We start from the raw sequence: 21750 nt of genomic DNA on the forward strand, positions 1-21750 counted from the left end.
CGCGAAGCGTCCTGGACGCGGCGAGCACGGCGCTATCATGGCCCATTCGGGAGACCTTCCGCCGGTTCGTCACGCGGGGTCACAGCCCCTCGCTTCTCTCTTGATCATTGGTGGGGAGTCCCCCCCGCCGGCGGTACAAGCCATCAGGCGTCGGGGGGTTCGAATCGGACATAGAACGGCGGCTCGCCGCGTGATCTTTTCCCGTCGTATAATTGATCCACGTCAACGAGCCTCGGGCCCGAGCTGCGAGTATTGCACCGAGGCGGGCCGTAGCCGCCCCAGGCAAGGTGCATGGCGATGAACGCAATCAACCCGAATTTCGGTTGCGCAACCGGCGGCCTGTCGGTCGAGCACGCGCTCAAACGCGTCCTGGCGCTCGTCGCTCGTCGGCTACCGGTCGAGGAGGTCCCGATCGACGCATGCGCAGGACGGGTCATCGCGGCCGGATTCCGGGCAGTATGCGACCTGCCTCGCTTCGATCAGTCGGCCATGGACGGCTATGCCATCCGATCGGCGGACATGGCGGCGGCAAGCGAGACCGCCGTGATCGGGCGGACGGTCGCCGGTGCGATGCCCGGGTGGCTGGTCTATCAAACGGCGCACCGCATCTTCACGGGTGCGCCACTGCCGCTCGGGGCTGATGCCGTGATCGCGCAGGAAAATGTCGAGCGGATTGGCGCCGCATTGCGCTTGGCGGCGGTCCCGTTGCCCGGCACGAACGTCCGCCGGCGCGGCGAAGACGTAGAGGCCGGGCGGCGGCTGATCCCGGCTGGGACGCGCCTAGATTGGCGACATGTCGGAATGCTGGCGGCGCAGGGGGCGCGCTCGGTCGCAGTACGTCGACGGCCGCGTGTGACGCTTCTCTCAAGCGGCCGAGAGCTTCGTGAGCCGGGACAGACGCTCAGCCCCGGACAAATCTACGATTGCAACCTGCCGATGCTCGCGGCTTTGCTCGCGAACGACGCGGTCGAGTTGCGCACGATGCCGATCGTCGACGATACGGCGGAAACAATGCAGGCCGCCCTGCTCGACGGCGCCGCCAACGCCGATCTCGTATTGACGACCGCAGGCATTTCCGTGGGCGACGAGGATCATGTTCGCCAGGCACTGCAGGAGCTCGGCGGCGCGCTCGCGGTATTCAAGGTCGCCATGAAGCCCGGCAAGCCGCTCGCGGCCGGCCGGCTCGGCCAGGCGATCTTCCTCGGCCTGCCAGGCAATCCGCTGGCGGCGCTTGCCGGGGCGATCACGTTCGTCCGGCCGTTGCTCGCAAAGATGTCCGGGGCGACGCCTCAGCAGCCGCTGGTAGCACACGCGGCCTTCAGCCTCGACCGCAAGGCCGGCCGGAGCGAGTTTCTGCTCGCGCGCCTCCGGCAGCGCGGTGCGTCGCTTTGGGCCGAACGCGTCGGCCCGGACGGGTCGGGCCGGCTCCGGCCGCTGCTGGACGCCGACGGCTTCTGCTGCCTGCCCGAAGATCAGGCGACGGTGCGCGAAGCCGAGCCGATCCGCTTCATCCCGTTCCTTTGAGCGACGGGCTCGCCCGCACCGGCATCGATGAGGGGGCTCGCAGGTTTCAGCCGAGCCTGGTCAATGCCATGGCCCCCCAAGTTGCCCCCATCGCCAGGACGAGACCCGGGATGATGCGCACGGCAAAGCCTCGCGACCCGGCGCCGATGGCCATCGCGGCCTTGGAGACCGTGTTCGTCGTCATGGCCATGAGGATCGGCACCAGCGCGTCGTCGGGCGACAGTCGATCAGAAGCCACCAGAGAAGCGACGGAGATCGCGGCGGAATGGGTGTCGACGAAGCCTGCCAATGCGGCGCCGACGATGATTCCCGTCTCTCCCAAGAATTCCTTCATGGCGGCGGCGACGATGAGCATGACGGCCATGGTCGCCGCAAGCGCCAACGCGCCTTTGAGGCTGATGGCGCGCTTGGGCTCCAGGTCCAGGCCGTTGTCGGCCTTGAGGGCGCGACCGGTGAACACCAACCCATAAATCGCGGCGACGCCGCCGCCGGCGACCAGAGTTGGCACCATCGCGCCGAACGTCGCTCGATTCGTCGCTAACAAGACCAGCGCCATCTGCACGTAGGTTGCCACCGTGGACAAAGCGGCGCCGGCGACCGCGCCCGCCATGACGGTGGGCACCTGCGAAGCCCTGGAGCCCATGGAGCCGATCGTGGCCGTGCTGGACACGAAGCCGGAAGCGAGGCCGGAGAGCGGCAATCCCAAACGTGAACCGAGTGCCCGTCCCGCGATGTGGCCGCCTGCGCCTATGGCGAGCACCAGGATGACGAGCAGCCAGATGCTATGCGGATTGAGTGCCTGCCAGGGCCCCATGTAACGATCTGGAAGCTGCGGCCAGATGACGAGGGAGGCGATGGCGAGGACCAGGCCGTCGGTCACCTCGGCATTGGTCAGCACGCCCGTTACGAAGCGATGGACAGGTTCCTTCGCCGCGAGCACGACCGCAAAGACCACGCCCAGCGCGGCGGCGGTCGCCAGTTCCGACATGGCGAGCGCTCCCAGCAGCGGGGTGCCCAGCAAGGCAATCTCGGTCGTGATACCGGGGTCGCCGTCGCGGGTGTGGATATAGGACACTGTTGCGAGCAGCGTCACGGCGCCGGTGACGATGGCCAAAAACCAAACGCCGCCGAGATGGGTTGCAACCGCACCGACAAGCGCCGCGAGAGCGAACGTTCGGATGCCGGCGGGGTTGCGGGTCGGCCCCTCTCCCTTGCTTCGTTCGCGCTCCAGGCCGATCAGCAATCCAAGCGCCAGAGCGGCAGCGAAGTTAAGCCAAGGCGACGCCATTTATCGCATCCTTGCTGGGCGCTCTTGAGCGACGGCCCTTATGAGCGACGGCCACCAGGGCTTCCACCGGGGCCTATCGCCGCGACGGCTCGCCCGCACCGGCGTCGATGAGGGGGTCGGGCCGGCTGGTTGCGGCGAGCAAGGCCGGATCGTGGATGACGATCGTCTGGGCCTCAACCGTGATGCCCGACCGCTGCAGGGCCGCCAGCGCGCGGGAAAAGCTTTCCCTGGTGATGCCAAGCTCGGACGCGATGAGATGCTTCTCATACGGCAGCACCGCGCGGTTCGGCGTCCCCTGCTTCGCCGCCAGGGCGAGCAGATAGCAGCCGACCCGCTCGGTCGCGGATCTGAGCTTGAGGTTCTTGATCTGCCGCACCATGCGCCGGAACTGGCCGGCGAGGCTGCCGATGGCGGCTTGGGCGAGAGCCGGGTCCCGGCCGACCGCTGCGCGAAACGCCGGGGCATGGATCAGCAGGAACCGCGACGGCTCCGGCACGCGCGCCTGCATGAGGTAAGGCAGATCGGCCAGGACTGCCGCCGGAATGACGAGATCCGGTGGCTCGACCACCTCGATCAGTACCTCGCGGCCCTCGCTCGATCGACCGGACAGCTGGACCGAGCCCGAGATCACGACATGCTGAAAATTCGGGACCTCCCCCTGCTCGAACAGCACCGTGCCGGCGGACACGCCGTGCAGCACCGCGTTCTGGAGCAGCGCGTTCCGGCTCACGGGGGAGAGGTTGCGCAGCAAAGGGACGCTGCCCGCCATGTCCTGGATGGTGAGGTCACCCAACATGCCGCTCCCTATCGATCATGCCTTCTTCGGAGACCATAGATGCGTGATCTCAATCACGCTTGGCATTGACCCAGATCAAAGATCGCCGCCGCCGTCACCCCTAGGCTCCCGTCCGAACACCGCCTGCGCCTTTCCGCCGGCGAGGCCTTCATCGGATGTCGAGCATGCAGCAAACCCTCGATCCGCGCGCCAATCGAACCCTCGGCGTCAGCACACTCGCCTTCACCTTGTGCTTTGCGGTCTGGTCGATCTTCTCGATCATCGGCCTCGGCATCAAACAACAGCTGGCGCTCGACGACACCGAGTTCGGCCTGCTGGTCGGCACGCCGATCCTCAGCGGATCGCTGATCCGTCTGGCACTCGGCGTCTGGGCCGACCGGATCGGCGGCCGGATCGTGTTCACGCTGGTCATGCTGGCCGGGGCGGCCGCAACCTTCCTCCTGTCGTTCGCCCAGACCTACCCGATGATGCTGCTGGCCGCCCTCGGCGTCGGCATTGCCGGCGGCTCCTTCGCAGTCGGCATCACCTATGTGTCGCGCTGGTACCCGAAGGAGCGCCAGGGCACGGCGCTCGGCATCTTCGGCACGGGCAACGTGGGCGCTGCGGTCACGAAGCTGCTGGCGCCCATGGTCATGATCGCATTCGGCTGGACCATGGTCGCCCAGGTCTGGGCGGCAGTGCTGGCCGTGATGGCGATCGTTTTCTGGTTCACCACCACCGAGGACCCGGTCGAGCGCGCGCGCCAGGCAAGCCGCGCCAGGCCGCTGACCTTGGCCCAGCAGCTGGCGCCGCTCGCCGACGCCCGGGTCTGGCGCTTCTCGCTCTACTATTTCTTCGTGTTCGGCGGCTTCGTGGCGCTGGCGCTCTGGCTGCCGCATTTCTACACGGACGCCTACCACCTGAACGTCGCGACGGCCGGCATGCTGGGTGCTGCCTATTCGATCCCCGGCAGCCTGTTCCGGATCTACGGCGGCGTGCTGTCGGACAAGGTCGGCGCGCGGCGCGTCATGTACTGGTCGTTCGGCGCCGCGATCGCCTGCACCTTCGTGCTCTCCTATCCCGCGACCGACTATGTCGTGCACGGCATGCACGGCGACCTGCGCTTCAGCTTCGGCCTCGGGCTCGTCCCCTTCACCGTGATCGCCTTCGTGCTGGGTTTCTTCATGGCGATCGGCAAGGCGGCGGTCTACCGGCACATCCCGGTCTATTACCCGGACCATGTCGGCCCGGTCGGCGGTGCCGTCGGCATGATCGGCGGCCTGGGCGGCTTCGTGCTGCCGATCGCCTTCGGCCTGATGAACGACCTGACCGGGCTCTGGACCAGCTGCTTCATGCTGCTGTTCCTGATCGCGGCGGTGAACCTGCTCTGGATGCACGCCGCCATCCTGCGCATGGAGCGCAGCACGACCGCGAGCGATCGCCGGTTCCTGCCGGAGCTGCAGCCCCAGGGCGGGATGCTGACGGGGGCCCTGCTGACCGAATGGGCGCCCGAGGACGCGACATTCTGGGCCAAGACCGGCCGCGGTACTGCGAACCGCAACCTGTGGATCTCGATCCCGGCGCTGCTCCTGGCGTTCGCCGTTTGGATGGTCTGGTCGGTCGTGGTCGTGAACCTGCCGGCGATCGGCTTCAAGTTCTCGGCCGATGAGCTGTTCTGGCTGGCGGCGCTGCCGGGCCTGTCGGGTGCCGTGCTGCGCGGCTTCTACGCCTTCATGGTGCCGATCTTCGGCGGCCGCACCTGGACGACTTTCTCGACCGCCTCGCTGCTGGTCCCGGCGATCGGCATCGGCCTTGCGGTCCAGCATCCCGAGACGCCCTACAACGTGTTCCTGATCCTGGCGCTGCTCTGCGGGCTCGGCGGCGGCAATTTCGCCTCGTCCATGGCGAACATCAGCTTCTTCTTCCCGAAGTCGGGCAAGGGCCAGGCGCTGGCGCTCAACGCCGGCCTCGGCAACCTCGGCGTCTCGGTCGTGCAGTTCCTGGTGCCGATCGTGATCACCATGGGCGTATTCGGCGCGCTCGGCGGCGCGTCCGAGACCGCGGTCGCGGCCGGCTCGACGAAGCAGCTCTGGCTGCAGAATGCCGGCTTCGTCTGGGTGCCGCTGATCCTGGCCGCGACCGTCGCCGCCTGGTTCGGCATGAACGACATCGCGTCCGCCAAGGCGTCCTTCGCCGACCAGGCCGTCATCTTCAAGCGCAAGCACACCTGGCTCCTGTGCTGGCTCTATACCGGGACCTTCGGCTCCTTCATCGGCTATTCCGCGGGCTTCCCGCTCTTAACCAAGCTGCTGTTTCCAGCGGTGAACCCGGTCGCCTTCGCCTTTCTGGGCCCGCTCGTCGGCGCCGCCAGCCGCTCGCTCACCGGCTGGATGGCCGATCGCTGGGGTGGTGCCCGCGTCACGATCTGGGCCTTTCTTGCCATGACGGCGGCGGTCGGCGGCGTGCTGTTCTTCATCGGCATCAAGGACGAGCCGAACGCCTTCTGGGGCTTCCTCGGCATGTTCCTGCTGCTGTTCGCGGCGAGCGGCGTCGGCAACGCGTCGACCTTCCAGATGATGCCGGCGATCTTCAGCTCGGTCCTGCTGCGCCGGGCCGCGGGCAAGGGTGCGGAGGCGGTCGAGGCCGCGGAGCGCGAGGCCGCCAAGGAGGGCGCCGCCGTGCTGGGCTTCACCTCCGCCGTCGCCGCCATCGGCGCCTTCTTCATCCCGAAGAGCTTCGGCAGCTCGATCGCCGCGACCGGTGGCCCCGCCGCCGCCCTCATCGGCTTCGTCGCCTTCTACGGCAGCTGCCTGGCGCTGACCTGGTGGTTCTACGCCCGCCGCGGCGCCGAGGTGCCGTTGCCCGGCACCGCCGCCCCCAAGTCGCCTGCCGTTCCCACCGCTTCACCCGCCGACAGGATTGCGCCATGAGCCATTTTCTCGATCGCCTGACCTTCTTCCGCAAGACCGTCGGCACCTTCTCGGGCGGCCACGGCGTCGTCACCAACGAGGATCGCCGGTGGGAGGACGGCTATCGCCAGCGCTGGCAGCACGACAAGATCGTCCGCTCGACCCATGGCGTGAACTGCACCGGGTCGTGCAGCTGGAAGATCTACGTCAAGGGCGGCATCGTCACCTGGGAAACGCAGCAGACCGACTATCCGCGCACCCGGCCCGACCTGCCGAACCACGAGCCGCGCGGCTGCGCCCGCGGCGCCAGCTATTCCTGGTATCTCTACAGCGCCAACCGGGTGAAGCATCCGCTGATCCGCCGCAAGCTGCTCGAACTGTGGCGGGCCGAGCGGGCGACCAAGGCTCCGGTCGAGGCCTGGGCTGCGATCGTCGAGGATCCGGCGAAGGCCCGCGCCTACAAGTCGATCCGCGGCCTCGGCGGCTTCGTCCGGGCGAAGTGGGACGAGGTCGAGGAGATCATCGCCGCGGCCAACGTCTATACGGCGAAGCAGTACGGCCCCGACCGGATCGCGGGATTCTCGCCGATCCCGGCCATGTCGATGGTGTCGTACGCCGCCGGCAGCCGCTACCTGTCGCTGATCGGCGGCGTGTGCATGAGCTTCTACGACTGGTACTGCGACCTGCCGCCGTCGAGCCCGCAGACCTGGGGCGAGCAGACCGACGTGCCGGAGAGCGCCGACTGGTACAACTCGACCTATCTGCTGCTCTGGGGCTCGAACGTGCCGCAGACGCGCACGCCCGACGCCCATTTCTATACCGAGGTCCGCTACAAGGGCGCCAAGTCGGTCGTCATCACGCCCGACTACAGCGAGGCGGCCAAGTTCGCCGACCTGTGGCTCCATCCGAAGCAGGGCACCGACGCTGCACTCGCCATGGCGATGGGCCATGTCATCCTGAAGGAGTTCCATCTCGCCGGCCGTAGCGCCTATTTCGAGGATTATTGCCGGCGGCTGACCGACCTGCCGATGCTGGTCGTGCTGGAGCAGCGCGGCGAGGCCTATGTGCCTGGCCGCTTCTTGCGCGCCTCGGACATCGACGGCGCGCTGGATCAGGCGAACAACCCCGCCTGGAAGACGCTCGGCTTCGACCGCAATGACGGATCCCTCGTCGTGCCGAACGGCTCGATCGGCTTTCGCTGGGGCGAGAGCGGCAAGTGGAACGTCGAGGAGAAGGATGCGCGGAGCGGCGAAGCGGCCGAGCTGCAGCTGACGCTCGCCGAGACGGCCGACGAGACCGTGCCGGTCGCCTTCCCCTATTTCGGCGGCCGGGCGCCCGCGACCTTCCATGCGACCGACCATGCCGACATCATCGAGCGCCGGTTGCCGGCGCGCCGCGTGGCGACGGCCCAAGGCGAGGTGCTGGTCGCGACCGTGTTCGACCTCTTGTGCGCCAACTACGGCATCGACCGCGGCTTCGGCGGCGGCAATGTCGCCGCCGGCTATGACGATGACGTGCCCTACACGCCGGCCTGGGCCGAGGCCGTGACCGGCGTGCCGCGCGCGCAGATCATCGCAGTCGCGCGCGAGTTCGCGGAGAACGCGGACAAGACGCGCGGCAAGTCCATGGTCATCCTCGGCGCCGGCCTCAACCACTGGTACCACATGGACATGATCTACCGGGGGATCATCAATCTCCTGGTGATGTGCGGCTGCATCGGCCAGTCGGGCGGCGGCTGGTCGCACTATGTCGGCCAGGAGAAGCTCAGGCCGCAGACCGGCTGGACCGCGCTCGCCTTCGCGCTCGACTGGAACCGCCCGCCGCGGCAGGTGAACTCGACCTCGTTCTTCTATGCCCACAGTTCGCAATGGCGCTACGAGAAGCTAGACGTCGCCGAGATCCTGTCGCCGCTGGCCGATGCCAAGGACCTGCCCCAGAGCCTCATCGACTACAACGTCAAGGCCGAGCGGATGGGCTGGCTGCCGTCGGCGCCACAGCTCTCGACCAACCCGCTGCGCGTCGCAGCCCTGGCCGAGGCAGCGGGCCAGCCGGTGCCAGAGTTCGTCGCCGACCGCCTGAAATCGGGGGCGCTCCGCTTCGCATCGGAGGATCCGGACGCGCCGGAGAACCATCCGCGCAACCTGTTCGTCTGGCGCTCCAACCTGCTCGGCGCCTCGGGCAAGGGCCATGAATATTTCCTGAAGTATCTGCTCGGCACCGATCACGGCGTGCTGGGCAAGGATCTGGGCGAGGAAGGCGGCCGGAGGCCCGAGGAGGTCGCCTGGCACGAGGCCGCGCCAACCGGCAAGCTCGACCTGCTGGTGACGCTCGACTTCCGCATGTCGACCACCTGCGTCTATTCCGACATCGTGCTGCCGACCGCGACCTGGTACGAGAAGCACGACCTCAACACCTCGGACATGCACCCGTTCATCCACCCGCTGTCGGCCGCGGTCGACCCGGCGTGGGAGGCGCGGACTGACTGGGAGATCTACAAGGGCATCGCCCGCAAATTCTCCGAGGTCGCTGAAGGCCATCTAGGCCTCGAGCAGGATGTTGTGCTGACGCCGATCCTGCACGACACGCCGGGCGAGCTCGCCCAGCCGTTCGGCGTCGCCGACTGGAAACGCGGCGAATGCCCGGCCATCCCCGGCCAGACCATGCCGTCGGTCGCCGTGGTCGCCCGCGACTACCCCGAGACCTATGCCAAGTTCACCGCGCTAGGCCCGCTCATGGAGCGGGTCGGCAACGGCGGCAAGGGCATCAGCTGGAAGACCGAGCACGAGGTCGATCTCCTGAAGCGGCTGAACGGCACGGTCGAGACGGCCGGCGCCGCCCAGGGCTGCGCCCGGATCGAGAGCGACATCGACGCGGCCGAAGTGATCCTGAGCCTTGCCCCTGAGACGAACGGCGAGGTCGCGGTCAAGGCGTGGGAGGCGCTCAGCCAAATCACCGGCCGGGAGCACGCGCACCTGGCGCTGCCGCGCGAGGACGACAAGATCCGCTTCCGCGACGTGCAGGCCCAGCCGCGCAAGATCATCTCGTCACCGACCTGGAGCGGGCTCGAGAGCGAGCACGTCAGCTACAACGCCTGCTACACGAACGTCCACGAACTGATCCCCTGGCGGACGCTGACCGGGCGCCAGCAGTTCTATCAGGACCATCCGTGGATGCTGGCGTTCGGCGAGGGCCTGGCCGTCTATCGCCCGCCGATCGACACCAAGACTGTCGGTCCGATCCGGGCCAAGGTCGACGACGGCCGCAAGTCGGTCACCCTCAACTTCATCACACCGCACCAGAAGTGGGGCATCCACAGCACCTATACCGACAACCTGCTCATGCTGACCTTGTCGCGCGGCGGGCCGATCGTCTGGATCAGCGAGGCGGACGCCAAGGCAGCCGGAATCGTCGACAACGACTGGATCGAGGCGTTCAACGCCAACGGCGCGCTCGTGGCGCGTGCGGTGGTGAGCCAGCGCGTGCCCGCCGGCATGTGCATGATGTACCACGCCCAGGAGAAGATCGTGAACGTGCCGGGCAGCGAGATCACCGGCAAGCGCGGCGGCATCCATAACTCGGTCACCCGCGTCTGCCCGAAGCCGACCCACATGATCGGCGGCTATGCCCAGCTCTCCTACGGCTTCAACTACTACGGCACGGTCGGCGCCAACCGCGACGAGTTCGTGGTCATCCGCAAGATGGACAAGATCGACTGGCTCGACGGCCCACGCGCGGCCACTCCAATGGCGGCCGAGTAAGGAGACGCACCATGAAAATCCGTGCCCAGATCGCGATGGTCCTGAACCTGGACAAGTGCATCGGCTGCCATACCTGCTCGGTCACCTGCAAGAACGTCTGGACCAGCCGCGACGGCGTCGAATACGCCTGGTTCAACAATGTCGAGACCAAGCCCGGCATCGGCTATCCCAAGGAGTGGGAAAACCAGAAGAAATGGAACGGCGGCTGGGTGCGCGACGCGAAGGGCCGGCTCCGGCCGCGCCTTGGCGGCAAGTTCCGGGTGCTGGCCAAGATCTTCATGAATCCGGACCTGCCAGAGATCGACGACTATTACGAGCCGTTCACCTACGACTATGCCCATCTGCAGACCGCGGGCCTGAGCCAGGCGGCGCCGACGGCACGGCCGCGCTCGGTCATCACCGGCCAGCAGATGGAAAAGATCGAGTGGGGCCCGAACTGGGAGGAGATCCTGGGCGGCGAGTTCTCGAAGCGCAGCAAGGATCAGAACTTCGAGGCCGTCGAAAAGGAGATCTACGGCCAGTTCGAGAACACCTTCATGATGTACCTGCCGCGGCTCTGCGAGCATTGCCTCAACCCGGCCTGCGTCGCAGCCTGCCCCTCGGGCTCGATCTATAAGCGCGAGGAGGACGGCATCGTTCTCATCGACCAGGACAAGTGCCGCGGCTGGCGCATGTGCGTCAGCGCCTGCCCGTACAAGAAGATCTATTACAACTGGGAGAGCGGGAAGGCTGAGAAGTGCATCTTCTGCTATCCGCGCATCGAGGCGGGCCAGCCGACGGTCTGCTCCGAGACCTGTGTCGGCCGCATCCGCTACCTGGGCGTCATGCTCTATGACGCCGACCGGATCGAGGCTGCGGCAAGCACCCCCAAGGAGACCGACCTCTACCAGGCGCAGCTCGACATCTTCCTCGACCCGCACGACCCGCAGGTGATCGCCCAGGCACGCGCCGACGGCGTACCGGAGGCCTGGCTCGCGGCGGCGCGGCAATCGCCGGTCTACAAGATGGCGATCGACTGGAAGATCGCCTTCCCGCTCCACCCGGAATACCGCACGTTGCCGATGGTCTGGTACGTGCCGCCGCTCTCGCCGATCCAGGCCCAGGCGGAGGCCGGCACGCTCGGCACCAACGGCGTCATTCCCGATGTCAGCAAGCTCCGCATCCCGCTGCGCTATCTCGCCAACCTCTTGACCGCAGGCAACGAGTGGCCGGTCAAGCGGGCGCTTGAACGGCTGCTCGCCATGCGCGCCTTCATGCGCGCCCGCCATGTCGACGGCGTCGAGGCGACCCAGGTGCTGGACCAGGTCGGGCTCGACCGCGCGCTGGTCGAGGACATGTACAAGATCCTGGCGATCGCGAACTACGAGGACCGCTTCGTCATCCCGACGACCCATCGCGAATATGCCGAGAACGCCTTCGACCTCAAGAGCTCGTGCGGCTTCAGCTTCGGCAACGGCTGCTCGAGCGGCACGACCGAGTTCGGCCTGTTCGGCAAGCCGAAGCACGAGCACGGCGTGAAGCAGACGGTGGAGATGCCGTGATGCTGACCTTCAAGGTGCTCTCGGCGTTGCTCGCCTATCCAGAACCCGCGCTCGTGACCGAGGCGGACCGCCTGATTGCCGTTCTGGAACAGGAAGCCCTGCTGCCGCCCGAGCATCGGCAGGCGATCGCCCGGTTCATCGACGGTCTCGCCGGCATGGCTCCGCTCGACGCCGAGGAGCGCTATGTCGCGCTGTTCGACCGGAACCGCTCGCTGTCGCTGCATCTCTACGAGCATGTCCATGGCGAGTCCCGCGACCGCGGCCAGGCCATGGTCCAGCTGGCCGAGCTCTATCGGCTGCACGGCGTCGAGATCGACGCGCGCGAGCTGCCCGATTATCTGCCGCTGTTCCTCGAGTTCCTGTCGATGCTGCCCTTGCCCGCAGCGTCGTCGCTGCTGAGCGAGGCTGTCCATGTCGTGGCGGCACTCACGAAGCGGCTGACGGAGCGCAGCAGCCCCTATGCGGCGGTGACGGCGGCAGTCGCGGCACTCGCCGCCAGGCCTGCCGAGCGCGCGGCGGTCGCCGACGTGCTGGAGATGCTGAAGCCCGAGGCCGACAGCCTCGAGTCGCTCGACCGGCAGTGGGAGGAAGAGGCAGTGCGCTTCAGCGCCGCCGGCGGGCCTGACCGGGCGGCCGTGGCGGCGAGCTGTGGGAGGTAAGGCGATGGCGGCGTTTCTCAATCAGGCCCTGTTCGGCCTCTATCCCTATGTCGCACTGACCGTGTTCCTGGTCGGCAGCGTCGTGCGCTTCGACCGGGAGCAGTACACGTGGCGTTCGGGCTCGAGCCAGCTCTTGCGCCGCAAGCTGCTGTTCGTCGGCAGCAACTGCTTCCACATCGGCGTGCTCGCCATCCTCGGCGGCCACTTCGTCGGCCTGCTGACGCCGCACGAGCTCTATCTCGCGATGGGGCTCTCGGTCGAGGCGAAGCAGCTGATGGCGATGATCGTCGGCGGCGTGTTCGGCGCGCTCTGCTTCCTCGGACTGACCTTGCTGGTCTACCGGCGCCTCGCCGATCCGCGCATCCGGGCGACGAGCAGCCGGATGGATATCGCGATCCTGCTGCTGCTCTATGCGCAATTGACGCTCGGCCTCAGCTCGATCTTCGTGTCCGCCCATCACCTGGACGGCTCGGAGATGCTGAAGCTCGCCGACTGGGCCCAGCACATCGTGACGTTCCAGGCCGGTGCTGCGGATTTCGTGGCCGACGTCCACCCGATCTTCAAGCTGCACATCGTGCTCGGCATGACGATCTTCCTGCTCTTCCCGTTCTCGCGACTGGTCCATATCTGGTCGGCGCCGCTCGGCTACGTCACCCGCCCCTACCAGCTCGTCCGCCGCCGCGGCGGCGCTGCCGCACGGAGGTCGTGATGGAGACTGTCGTCGTCAACGGGATCGAGATCCCGGCCCGCTCGATCGCGAGCGAAATGCAGTTCCATCCGGCGCCAAGCCAGGCGCACGCCTGGACCGCCGCGGCGACGGCGCTCGTCGTCCGCGAGCTCCTGCTGCAGGAAGCCCGTCGCCTCGGTGTCGAGGCCGAACCGGACGCTCCGAACGAGGAGGAGGCGCTGATCGCGGCACTACTCGCGCGGGAGGTCACGACGCCGGAGCCGGACGAGACAGCCTGCCGGCGCTACTGGACGGCCAATCCCGCGAAGTTCCGCGCCCCGGACGTCTATGAGGCGGCCCATATCCTGTTCCCCGCCGCATCGGACGACGAGGCGGCCCGTCTCGAGGCGAAGAAGGCTGCGGCGGAGACGCTGGCACTGCTGCTGAGAGACCCGTCGCGCTTCGCCGCGCTGGCGCGCGAGCGCTCGGCCTGTCCCTCCGGCGCTGCGGGCGGCCTGCTCGGACAGCAGAGCCGCGGCGACCTGGTGCCCGAACTCGAGACCTTCATCCTCGAGCTTCGCGAAGACCAGATCTGCCCGGTACCCGTGGCGACCCGCTACGGCTACCACATCCTCAGGCTCGACCGGCTCGCCCGCGGCACCACCGTGCCGTTCGAGGCGGCGCACGGGCGGATCGAGCGGGAGCTCGCCGGCCGGTCCTGGCAGCGCGCCGTCAGCCAATACATCCGCATCCTGGCCGGCCGGTCGCAGATCGACGGATTGGCGCTCGACGGCGCCCAGACGCCGCTCGTGCAATAGGAGGTTCCCCATGAAGGTCTTCGGCATCATCGGCGGCTGTCGCGGCAAGGCGGGGCTGGTGCAAGGTCTCGTCCGGCATCTGACGGCGAAGGGGCTGACCGTCTCCACGATCAAGCGTGTCGGCGACGACCTCGATCTCGACCGGCCGGGCAAGGATACCTATTGCCAGCGCGAGGCCGGGGCGCGGCAGATCATCGTCGCCAACAGCTTCCGCTGGGCGCTCATGCATGAGCGGACCGACCTGTTCGACGAGCCGGAGGTCGAGCCGCTCGTCGCCCGGCTCGACCCGGTCGACCTGGTCCTGGTCGAAGGCTTCCGCCTGGCGCCCTATCCGAAAATCGAAGTCGTCATGGCGGGCTCGGATCGCCGGCGTCAGCAACTCGATGATCCGACGGTGATCGCGCTCGCCAGCGACTTGCCGCTCGAGCTGCCGAGCGACTGCTTCGACCTTGGCGACATCACCGGGATCGCGCGCTTCATCGAGCGGCATGCCGCCCGGTTCCGCGCCGCGGTGCCGGCATGAGTGCCACCGCCGGTCACGCGGCGGCCGACCGCCGGCCCGTCGTCTGGGCGCAAGGCTTCCGCCCGTTCTTTCTCGCCACGGCGTTCTGGGCCGTCTTCGCCCTTGCGGTCTGGATCGGCATGCTCGAGACGGGGACGGCCCTGCCGAGCCGGTTCGATCCGCTCTCCTGGCACATCCATGAGATGCTGTTCGGCTTCGTGATGGCGGGGGTCGGCGGCTTCCTGCTGACCGCGATTGCCAACTGGACCCATCGGCCGCCGGTCCACGGCCTGGCCTTGGCGCTGCTCGCCCTCGCCTGGCTCATCGGCCGCATCGCCTGCATGGTGTCGAGCCTGCTTCCGTCATGGCAGGCGGTGGCGCTCGACCTCGCCTTTCCCGCGGCCCTGTTGGCGACGGCCGCGCACGAGATCGTGGCAGGCCGGAACTGGCGCAACCTGCCGATGCTCCTGTCGGTCGCCGTCCTGGGCGTCGCCAACCTGCTGATGCATCTCGAGGCGACCGGGGCCGCCGTGCCTGCCGGGATCGGCTGGCGCCTCGGCATCGCCGCGATGGTCGTGCTGGTCTCCGTCATCGCCGGCCGGATCGTGCCGACCTTCACGCGCAATTGGCTGACAAAGCGCGGCGCCACCGTCCTGCCGCCCGAGCGCGGGCTGATCGATCGCTCTGCATTGGGCACGCTGCACGCCGGCCTCATCGGCTGGGCGCTATGGCCCGCGTTTGCGCCGATCGGCGCGCTGCTGCTCGGTGCCGCCGCGCTGAACGCGTGGCGGCTCGCACGCTGGCGCGGCCTTGCGACCCGCGCGGAGCCGTTGCTGCTCATTCTGCACGTCGGCTACGGCTGGATGGTTGCCGGCACCGCCTTGCTCGGCTGCTCGATACTCGCCGATACCGTGCCCGAAACGGCGGCGCTCCACACGCTGACGACCGGCGCCTTCGGCACGATGATCCTCGCGGTCATGACCCGCGCCACGCTCGGCCACACCGGCCGCGCTCTGACGGCCAGCCGCTGGACCGTCGGCATCTATGCCGCCGTCACGCTCGCAGCGCTCTCGCGCATCGCGGCCGCGCTCGGCTGGGGACCGGACCGGGTCGTCCTCGACCTGTCGGCGACCCTGTGGGGGATTGCGTTCTGCCTGTTCCTCGCGTGCTACGGGCCGATGCTGGTTTCCGCCAAGCGGGGAGCTTAGCGTCTGGTCCTGGCATGTGCCGAAGCGGCGCGTGCCCGGCGCTTGATCTGCCTCAAAGCAATGCGAAGGCGGATGGCGTTAGCCTTATTCCGCCCATCGAAGCAGGGAGATCCGTCATGACGATGTTCGAAGACCGCGAACGGGCGGCGGAGAAAGAGTTCGTCCAGCAGCGGGAGCTGCCGTTCAAGATCATCGCGCGGCGCAACAGGCTGCTCGGCCTCTGGGCGGCCGGGCAGTTGGGCCTGACCGGCGAAGCCGCGGCCGCTTATGCCGCGGGCTTGGTCGATGCGGAAGTGACGGCCCCCGGCGACGACGCCATCATCCAAAAGGTCTCGAGCGATCTCAAGGCCCTGGGCGATCCGGCGGTGGCCGAAGTCGCGACGCGCCTTCGGCAATATGCCGCTGAGGCGACCAAGGAGCTGGGTGGCGAGACTGCCTCCTAATACCAAGCCCGCTCAGCGCATGCGCGATTCGAGCCGGATCCGCTCGCCATCGACCGAGAATTCGCCGCAGCCGTGGTGATGGAAGATCCTGGTCTCCGCCACCGCCGGATCGGTCCAGGCCTTGACGACCTCGAGCACGAACAGGTTGAAGCGTTCGGCGAGCGTGGCGTCGACGACGCGGCATTCCAGATTGGCGAAACATTGCGGCAGCAGCGGCGGCGCCACGCGTTCGGCCGCCTGGGTCTCGAGCCCGAACGTCGCGATCTTGTCGACGTCGCGACCGGAGCAATTGCCGATTTGGACCACGAGTGGGGCGAGTTCGACGCCGGGGACGGCGATGACGCATTCGGCCGTCTCGCGCAGGGCCGCGAAACTATGGTCGCCCCAGGTGACGACGCAGGCGAGCCGCGGCGGCTCGAACTCGACCATCATGTGCCAGGAGAGCGTCATGACGTTCGCCCGGCCTTCCATGGCGGTCGTCAGCAGCACGACAGGACCCGGCTCAATCAGCCGGTAAACCTTCGACAGCGAAAGCGGCTTCATCGTCATGATCGCGGCCCCAGCAAGATGTTCGGGGAAAAGTCTCCGGCGCAACGGGGCGGACGGCCATGACCTAGATCAACGGCCGAACGAGGCCGTCGGCTCAGGTCTCGACCGGGCGCTGCGGAAAGGCCAGCTCGTGCCGGGAGCGCCATTCCGGCTTGACGTAGTTGACGATCAGCGTGCGGCGCACGCCCGTGATCGGCCGCGGGGCAAAGCCGTGCCAGGTATCGGTGGCCGGAACGAAGATGAGGCCGCTGTTGGGCACCGCATCGGCACGCGCCGCAAGCGTGCCGTCGGGCCACAAGAGATCGGTGCCCCAGGCACGCGCCTCGGGCCCGGTCGAGAGATAGACGAGATGCGTGAAGAGCTTGGCGCCGATGTCGGTATGCGGCTCGAGCCAGAAGCCTTGCGTGTCGAGGCAGAGCTCGACGCGCAGGAAGCTGCCGGCGAGATCGATCCCGCCGAGCGTCTCGAGCCGCCGCACCACCCGGGCATCCTGGTAGGCCGCAACCAGCGCCGCGCAGACCGGGTGCCGGGCCTGGGCTTCCGCACCGAAGAACAGGCGGCTGCTGTTGTGGGTCTCGCGCCGGCCGGCCGTATCGGCGATCCGCGGCGGCGCGAACGGCAGCGCACGGAGAGCCCGGCAGGTGGCGTCGGGCAGGACGTCACGAAGCAACCAGTGGCGAAAAGGCATCTCTTCCCGGCACGCTCTGTCCGCCATCTGCAACAGATACGTTCGCAGCGATCCCTCATTGAGGGTCGGGACGGACGCGTCGGACGGGATTGTTGCAGGAAAGTCAGGCATTCGCCCCTCGGGAAGAACCGTGCATGCGCGGTCCTAGCGAACGGCGGACGGCCTCGTCCTTGACGCAGATCAACGACGGAGAGCTTCAGGGATAAAGCCGCTCCTGCGGCCAGCCCCGGCCGCCTGGCGAAATCGCGGTTGACGCTTGACCCACGTCAAGGCGGCGGTCCGGGAAGCGCCGAAAATGACGGCCACTTCAGCCCTTATGCGCCTGGGAGTGGCCATTCCATGAGCTTCAAGACCATCCTCGTCCCGCTGTCGGGCGGCCCCGAAGACTGGCGTTGCCTCGATGCCGCCTATCGGGTGGCAAAGGATCACGGCGCCCATGTGACGGCACTGTTCGTCGAGGTCGACCCGGAAGAGGCCATGGCCGCCATGGCGGCAACCGGCTTCTATTTCTCGCAGAGCTATCTCGAGACACTCGAGCAGGCGAACGAGGCCCGCCGCGAGGGTCCGCGCCGGATTTTTGACAGTTGGCGCGCGGCGCACGAGATGGGGGCCGCCGACGCCATGTCCAGCCCCGGCGACGTCACCGCCGAGCTCGTGATCTCGTCGGGCGCGACTGCACGCCGGGACCGGGCGCTGGTCGCGGATCTGGTGGTATGCCCGATTGCACCAAACAACGCGCTCGATGACGCGCCGGCGATCGCCGACGCGCTGTTCGATGCCGGACGGCCCGTGCTGGCAGTGCCGACCGACACGGCACTCGCCGACATGGCAGGCGCGCCGGTCGCCATTGCCTGGGACGGCAGCCGCGAGGCGGCCCGGGCGCTTGCTCTGTCGCTGCCCATTCTGCGCCGTGCCCGCGAACTCGTCCTGCTGCATGTCGGCGCCGACAGCAAGGATCTGCCGATGGTAGAGGTCGAGGCGTTCCTGGCGCGCCATCTCCTGGACGCCCGCAGCGTCCTGCTGCCGACCGACCGGGACACGGCCGAGACCCTGCTCGATGCCGCGGGGAAGATCGGAGCGAGCCTGCTTGTCATGGGCGCCTATTCCCATTCCCGCGCACGCGAGTTCGTGTTCGGCGGTGTCACCCGCCACATGCTGAGCCACGCCGGCATCCCGCTGTTCCTGTCGCACTGATCCTGTTGGTAGTTCCGAAGAAATCGATGTCGATTTGACATGCGTCAAAGCCCGGAAACTCACCCGGCGGTTTTGTATCGACATCGTTTTCCACGAACGATCGAAAAGGCCTTGGCGATGTCGGTCCATTCCATTCTGGTTCCATTGCTGCCGCGCGAAGAGCCGGCGGCCCCGCCGAAGGCCGCGGCTCAGCTTGCCTGCCGGTTCGCCGCGCACCTGGATGGGTTGTTCATCCGGTCGGATCCCGCCTCGGATGCCGGCGTCGGCGGCGCCACCCGGCATCTGCCGCACACGGGCAGCCTGCCGGTGCTCATGGCCCATTGAGCGGCCGTATCCCCTTTCTTCCATCGGAGCCTGATCATGAAGTTCCTCTCGCTCGCCGCGGGCGGCCTCCTGCTGCTCGGCCTCTCCCAGTATGCGCTCGCCGAGGATGCGCTCGCCGAGGATGCAGGCGGCAAGACGGCCGGCAGCGTCATGGTGCGCGTGCGCGCGATCGGTGTGCTGCCCGACACCACGAGCTCGATCTCGCCGATCGGCGGCCAGGTCGACGCCTCGAACACGGTAGATCCGGAAGTCGACGGCACCTATTTCTTCACGGACAATATCGCGGCCGAGCTGATCGCGGCGACGACGCGCCACCGCATCACCGCGCATGGCACGGCAGCGGGCGACATCGATGTCGGCCAGGTCCGGCTGCTGCCGCCGACCCTGACGCTGCAGTACCACTTCATGCCCCACGAGACGATCAGCCCTTATGCGGGCGCCGGCGTCAACTACACCTGGTTCTTTGATCCGACGCCATCGCACGTGGTGGTGCAGCACGTAAGCTACGAGAATAATTTCGGCGCGGCGCTGCAGGCCGGCATCGACTACAACATCGCCGGCCGCTGGTACGCCAATCTGGACGTGAAGCACCTGTTCCTCAGCACGACCGCCCGGATCAACGGCGGGGCGGTGCGCGCCGCCGTCAATCTCGATCCGACCATCGTCGGCGCCGGCATCGGCTATCGGTTCTGATGCCGCCGATGCTGATGCCAGGGCTTTCGATCGTGCCATTTGATGCAGGCCCCATTTGATGCAGGTCCCATTTGATACAGGTCAAGGCGCCACCGGCGCGAAGCCGCTTCGATAGGACGAATAGGGCCCGGCCCGATTAGGGCCACCCGCCCCCTCGGAGATCCCAACCATGCCCCGCACCATGACCGCGGCCGTCGTCCACACACTGGGCATGCCGCTCGAAATCCGCGAAGTGCCGATCCCCGAGGTCGGGCCCGGCCAGATCCTGGTCCGCATTGCCGCGAGCGGCGTCTGTCACACCGACCTGCACGCCGCCGACGGTGACTGGCCGGTCAAGCCCAAGCCACCGTTCATCCCCGGCCACGAAGGGGTCGGCCACGTAGCTGCAGTCGGCAGCGGCGTGCGGTCGGTCAAGGAAGGCGACCGCGTCGGCGTGCCCTGGCTCTACACCGCCTGCGGCTACTGCGAACATTGCCTCTCCGGCTGGGAGACGCTGTGCACGGCGCAGCAGAACACCGGCTATTCAGTCAACGGCGGCTATGCCGAATATGTCCTGGCTGACCCGGACTTCGTCGGCCACCTGCCGAAGAACGTCGACTTTCCGGCGATCGCCCCCATCCTCTGCGCCGGGGTCACCGTCTACAAGGGCCTGAAGGAGACCGAAGCCCGGCCGGGGCAATGGGTTGTGATCTCGGGCATCGGCGGGCTTGGCCATGTCGCCGTCCAATATGCGAAGGCCATGGGCCTGCATGTCGCCGCGGTCGACATCGCCGAGGATAAGCTGGCGCTGGCTCGCAGCCTCGGCGCCGATCTCACCGTCAATGCCGCGCTCGAAGACCCGGCCGCACGCATGCAGCGCGAGATCGGCGGCGCCCACGGCGTGCTGGTGACGGCGGTCTCGCGCCCGGCCTTCGCCCAGGCGATCGGCATGGCGCGGCGGCACGGCACCGTGGCGCTCGTCGGCCTGCCGCCCGGGGATTTCCCCCTGCCGATCTTCGACGTGGTGCTGAACCGCATCACGATCCGCGGCTCGATCGTCGGCACGCGGGCCGATCTTGCCGAGGCGCTTGAATTCGCCGGTGAAGGCAAGGTCAAGGCGACGGTCGAGGTCCAGCCGCTCGAAGCGGTCAATTCGGTGCTCGATCGGCTGCGCCGCGGCCAGATCGACGGCCGCGTCGTCGTGGAACCTTGAGCGACGCGCCGGAACCGCGGCCGGTTTGATGCCAGCGGAGAACGCGGCGTGAGCCGCAGCTTGGGAGACGCATCATGAAGGCAAGCGATGTCATGACCCAGGGGCCGATCGTCACGGTCCATCCCGAAACCTCGCTCGAGGAGGCGGCGGGGCTCATGATCAAGCTCCACATCAGCGGCCTGCCGGTCGTGGATGCCGCCGGCAAGCTGGTCGGCATCCTGACCGAGGGCGATCTGCTGCGCCGGGCCGAGATCGGCACCGCGCCGCATCGGCGCCGCTGGGTCTCGTTCCTGTCGGCACCCGGCCGGCTCGCCGACGAATATGTCCAGACCCATGGCATCAAGGTCGGCGATCTGATGTCGCGCGACGTCGTCATGGCAGCACCGGACACGCCGCTTGAGGCGATCGTGGGCCTGCTGGAGCAGCACTGCATCAAGCGCCTGCCGATCGTCGAGGGCGACCGGCTGCTCGGCATCGTGAGCCGGCTCGATCTCGTTCGCGCCCTGCTCCGTCAGCTGGAGTTGTCGGCGCCGGCCGCACGCTCGGACGACGACATCCTGAGAGATGTCGCCGCCGTGTTCGAGGACGAGGTCTGGGTGCCGCGCGCCGGTGTTCGCGTCGAGGTCCACGATGGCATCGTCGATCTCTGCGGCCTGATCTACGACGAGCGTCAACGCTCGGCCCTGCGGGTCGCGGCGGAAACCGTGGCGGGCGTCAAGCTGGTCCGCGATCACCTGACGTGGGTCAAGCCGGCATCGGACATGACGATCGGGGTTGGCGTACCGCTTTGACCGGGCGCCGTTTGACCTAGGTCAAGGCGGCCAACGCGGACGAACGGTTTGATGCGCATCATGTTTCGCCATCCGCTCGTCCGTGATCTCGCCCGCCTCTCAGTCGCGAAGCTCGCGATCCTCGGCTTGATCTACGCGCTGTTCTTCTCGCCCGCCCACCGCGCGCCGGTCGATCCGGCCGCGCGGATCCTGGGCGCGGCTCCTCTCACCAGCCCCCGGTGACCGCC

20 protein-coding genes are annotated in these 21750 nt (G+C 67.8%); 16 read left to right on the forward strand and 4 right to left on the reverse strand.

The window, feature by feature from the left end:
- Positions 1-297 precede the first annotated feature (297 nt).
- On the forward strand, positions 298-1524 hold the full coding sequence (locus IEY58_RS28735; protein ID WP_189051612.1) for a molybdopterin molybdotransferase MoeA: 1227 nt from the start codon (positions 298-300) through the stop codon (positions 1522-1524).
- Between the two features lie 46 nt (positions 1525-1570).
- On the opposite strand, the gene IEY58_RS28740 is transcribed toward IEY58_RS28735, so the two are convergent.
- Both IEY58_RS28740 and IEY58_RS28745 read right to left on the reverse strand, forming a co-directional pair.
- On the reverse strand, positions 1571-2812 hold the full coding sequence (locus IEY58_RS28740) for an MgtC/SapB family protein (RefSeq protein WP_189051613.1): 1242 nt from the start codon (positions 2810-2812) through the stop codon (positions 1571-1573).
- 73 nt (positions 2813-2885) lie between these two features.
- Positions 2886-3608: a helix-turn-helix domain-containing protein gene (locus IEY58_RS28745; RefSeq protein WP_229744025.1), complete on the reverse strand. Its 723-nt coding sequence runs from the start codon at positions 3606-3608 to the stop codon at positions 2886-2888.
- Between the two features lie 164 nt (positions 3609-3772).
- On the opposite strand from IEY58_RS28745, the gene IEY58_RS28750 reads away from it, so the two are divergent.
- The 9 genes from IEY58_RS28750 to IEY58_RS28790 all read left to right on the forward strand — a co-directional run bounded on the left by IEY58_RS28750 (position 3773) and on the right by IEY58_RS28790 (position 16092).
- The gene (locus IEY58_RS28750) at positions 3773-6517 is read left to right on the forward strand and encodes a nitrate/nitrite transporter (RefSeq protein WP_308422457.1); all 2745 of its coding nucleotides are present in this window, start codon (positions 3773-3775) and stop codon (positions 6515-6517) included.
- Positions 6514-10254 (forward strand): nitrate reductase subunit alpha, encoded by a 3741-nt coding sequence (locus IEY58_RS28755; protein ID WP_189051615.1) that lies wholly within the window; start codon positions 6514-6516, stop codon positions 10252-10254. Before IEY58_RS28750 ends, IEY58_RS28755 begins: the two co-directional genes overlap by 4 nt.
- Positions 10255-10265: 11 nt before the next feature.
- The gene (gene narH, locus IEY58_RS28760; protein WP_189051616.1) at positions 10266-11795 is read left to right on the forward strand and encodes a nitrate reductase subunit beta; all 1530 of its coding nucleotides are present in this window, start codon (positions 10266-10268) and stop codon (positions 11793-11795) included.
- Positions 11795-12454 carry a nitrate reductase molybdenum cofactor assembly chaperone gene (gene narJ, locus IEY58_RS28765; RefSeq protein ID WP_229744026.1) on the forward strand — a complete coding sequence of 220 codons (660 nt, stop codon included), beginning with the start codon at positions 11795-11797 and terminating at the stop codon, positions 12452-12454. The genes narH and narJ overlap by 1 nt, the downstream gene beginning before the upstream one ends.
- Positions 12455-12458: 4 nt before the next feature.
- Entirely contained in the window at positions 12459-13163 is a 705-nt protein-coding gene (narI, locus tag IEY58_RS28770) for a respiratory nitrate reductase subunit gamma (RefSeq protein ID WP_189051618.1), read from the forward strand.
- Positions 13163-13939, forward strand: a complete 777-nt coding sequence (locus tag IEY58_RS28775; protein ID WP_189051619.1) for a peptidylprolyl isomerase — start codon at positions 13163-13165, stop codon at positions 13937-13939. The genes narI and IEY58_RS28775 overlap by 1 nt, the downstream gene beginning before the upstream one ends.
- 10 nt (positions 13940-13949) lie before the next feature.
- Positions 13950-14462: a molybdopterin-guanine dinucleotide biosynthesis protein B gene (gene mobB / locus IEY58_RS28780; protein WP_189051620.1), complete on the forward strand. Its 513-nt coding sequence runs from the start codon at positions 13950-13952 to the stop codon at positions 14460-14462.
- Positions 14459-15649: an NnrS family protein gene (locus IEY58_RS28785; protein ID WP_189051621.1), complete on the forward strand. Its 1191-nt coding sequence runs from the start codon at positions 14459-14461 to the stop codon at positions 15647-15649. The genes mobB and IEY58_RS28785 overlap by 4 nt, the downstream gene beginning before the upstream one ends.
- A gap of 116 nt (positions 15650-15765) precedes the next feature.
- Complete coding sequence (locus IEY58_RS28790; RefSeq protein ID WP_189051622.1) at positions 15766-16092, forward strand: DUF1476 domain-containing protein; 327 nt, start codon at positions 15766-15768, stop codon at positions 16090-16092.
- 12 nt (positions 16093-16104) lie between these two features.
- Here the strand turns inward: IEY58_RS28790 and IEY58_RS28795 are convergent, their stop codons facing one another.
- Together IEY58_RS28795 and IEY58_RS28800 are read right to left on the reverse strand one after the other, a co-directional pair.
- A complete protein-coding gene (locus tag IEY58_RS28795) occupies positions 16105-16635 on the reverse strand; it encodes a flavin reductase family protein (RefSeq protein WP_189051623.1) in 531 nt (176 codons plus the stop codon).
- Positions 16636-16735: 100 nt separating this feature from the next.
- Positions 16736-17329, reverse strand: a complete 594-nt coding sequence (locus IEY58_RS28800) for a 2OG-Fe(II) oxygenase (RefSeq protein ID WP_229744027.1) — start codon at positions 17327-17329, stop codon at positions 16736-16738.
- Positions 17330-17668: 339 nt separating this feature from the next.
- Here IEY58_RS28800 and IEY58_RS28805 point away from each other — a divergent pair, with 339 nt between their 5' ends.
- From IEY58_RS28805 to IEY58_RS28830, 6 genes are all read left to right on the forward strand, one after another.
- Positions 17669-18523 carry a universal stress protein gene (locus tag IEY58_RS28805; protein ID WP_189051625.1) on the forward strand — a complete coding sequence of 285 codons (855 nt, stop codon included), beginning with the start codon at positions 17669-17671 and terminating at the stop codon, positions 18521-18523.
- A 39-nt stretch (positions 18524-18562) separates the two neighbouring features.
- A complete protein-coding gene (locus IEY58_RS28810) occupies positions 18563-18847 on the forward strand; it encodes a hypothetical protein (RefSeq protein WP_189051626.1) in 285 nt (94 codons plus the stop codon).
- Positions 18848-18883: 36 nt separating this feature from the next.
- The gene (locus tag IEY58_RS28815; protein ID WP_189051627.1) at positions 18884-19540 is read left to right on the forward strand and encodes an OmpW/AlkL family protein; all 657 of its coding nucleotides are present in this window, start codon (positions 18884-18886) and stop codon (positions 19538-19540) included.
- A gap of 169 nt (positions 19541-19709) precedes the next feature.
- On the forward strand, positions 19710-20732 hold the full coding sequence (gene adhP, locus IEY58_RS28820) for an alcohol dehydrogenase AdhP (protein WP_189051628.1): 1023 nt from the start codon (positions 19710-19712) through the stop codon (positions 20730-20732).
- A 74-nt stretch (positions 20733-20806) separates the two neighbouring features.
- Positions 20807-21523 (forward strand): CBS domain-containing protein, encoded by a 717-nt coding sequence (locus IEY58_RS28825; RefSeq protein ID WP_189051629.1) that lies wholly within the window; start codon positions 20807-20809, stop codon positions 21521-21523.
- Between the two features lie 51 nt (positions 21524-21574).
- Complete coding sequence (locus IEY58_RS28830; protein WP_189051630.1) at positions 21575-21745, forward strand: hypothetical protein; 171 nt, start codon at positions 21575-21577, stop codon at positions 21743-21745.
- Positions 21746-21750: the final 5 nt, after the last annotated feature.

Source organism: Aliidongia dinghuensis (genome assembly GCF_014643535.1).
Classification (GTDB): Bacteria; Pseudomonadota; Alphaproteobacteria; order ATCC43930; family CGMCC-115725; genus Aliidongia; species Aliidongia dinghuensis.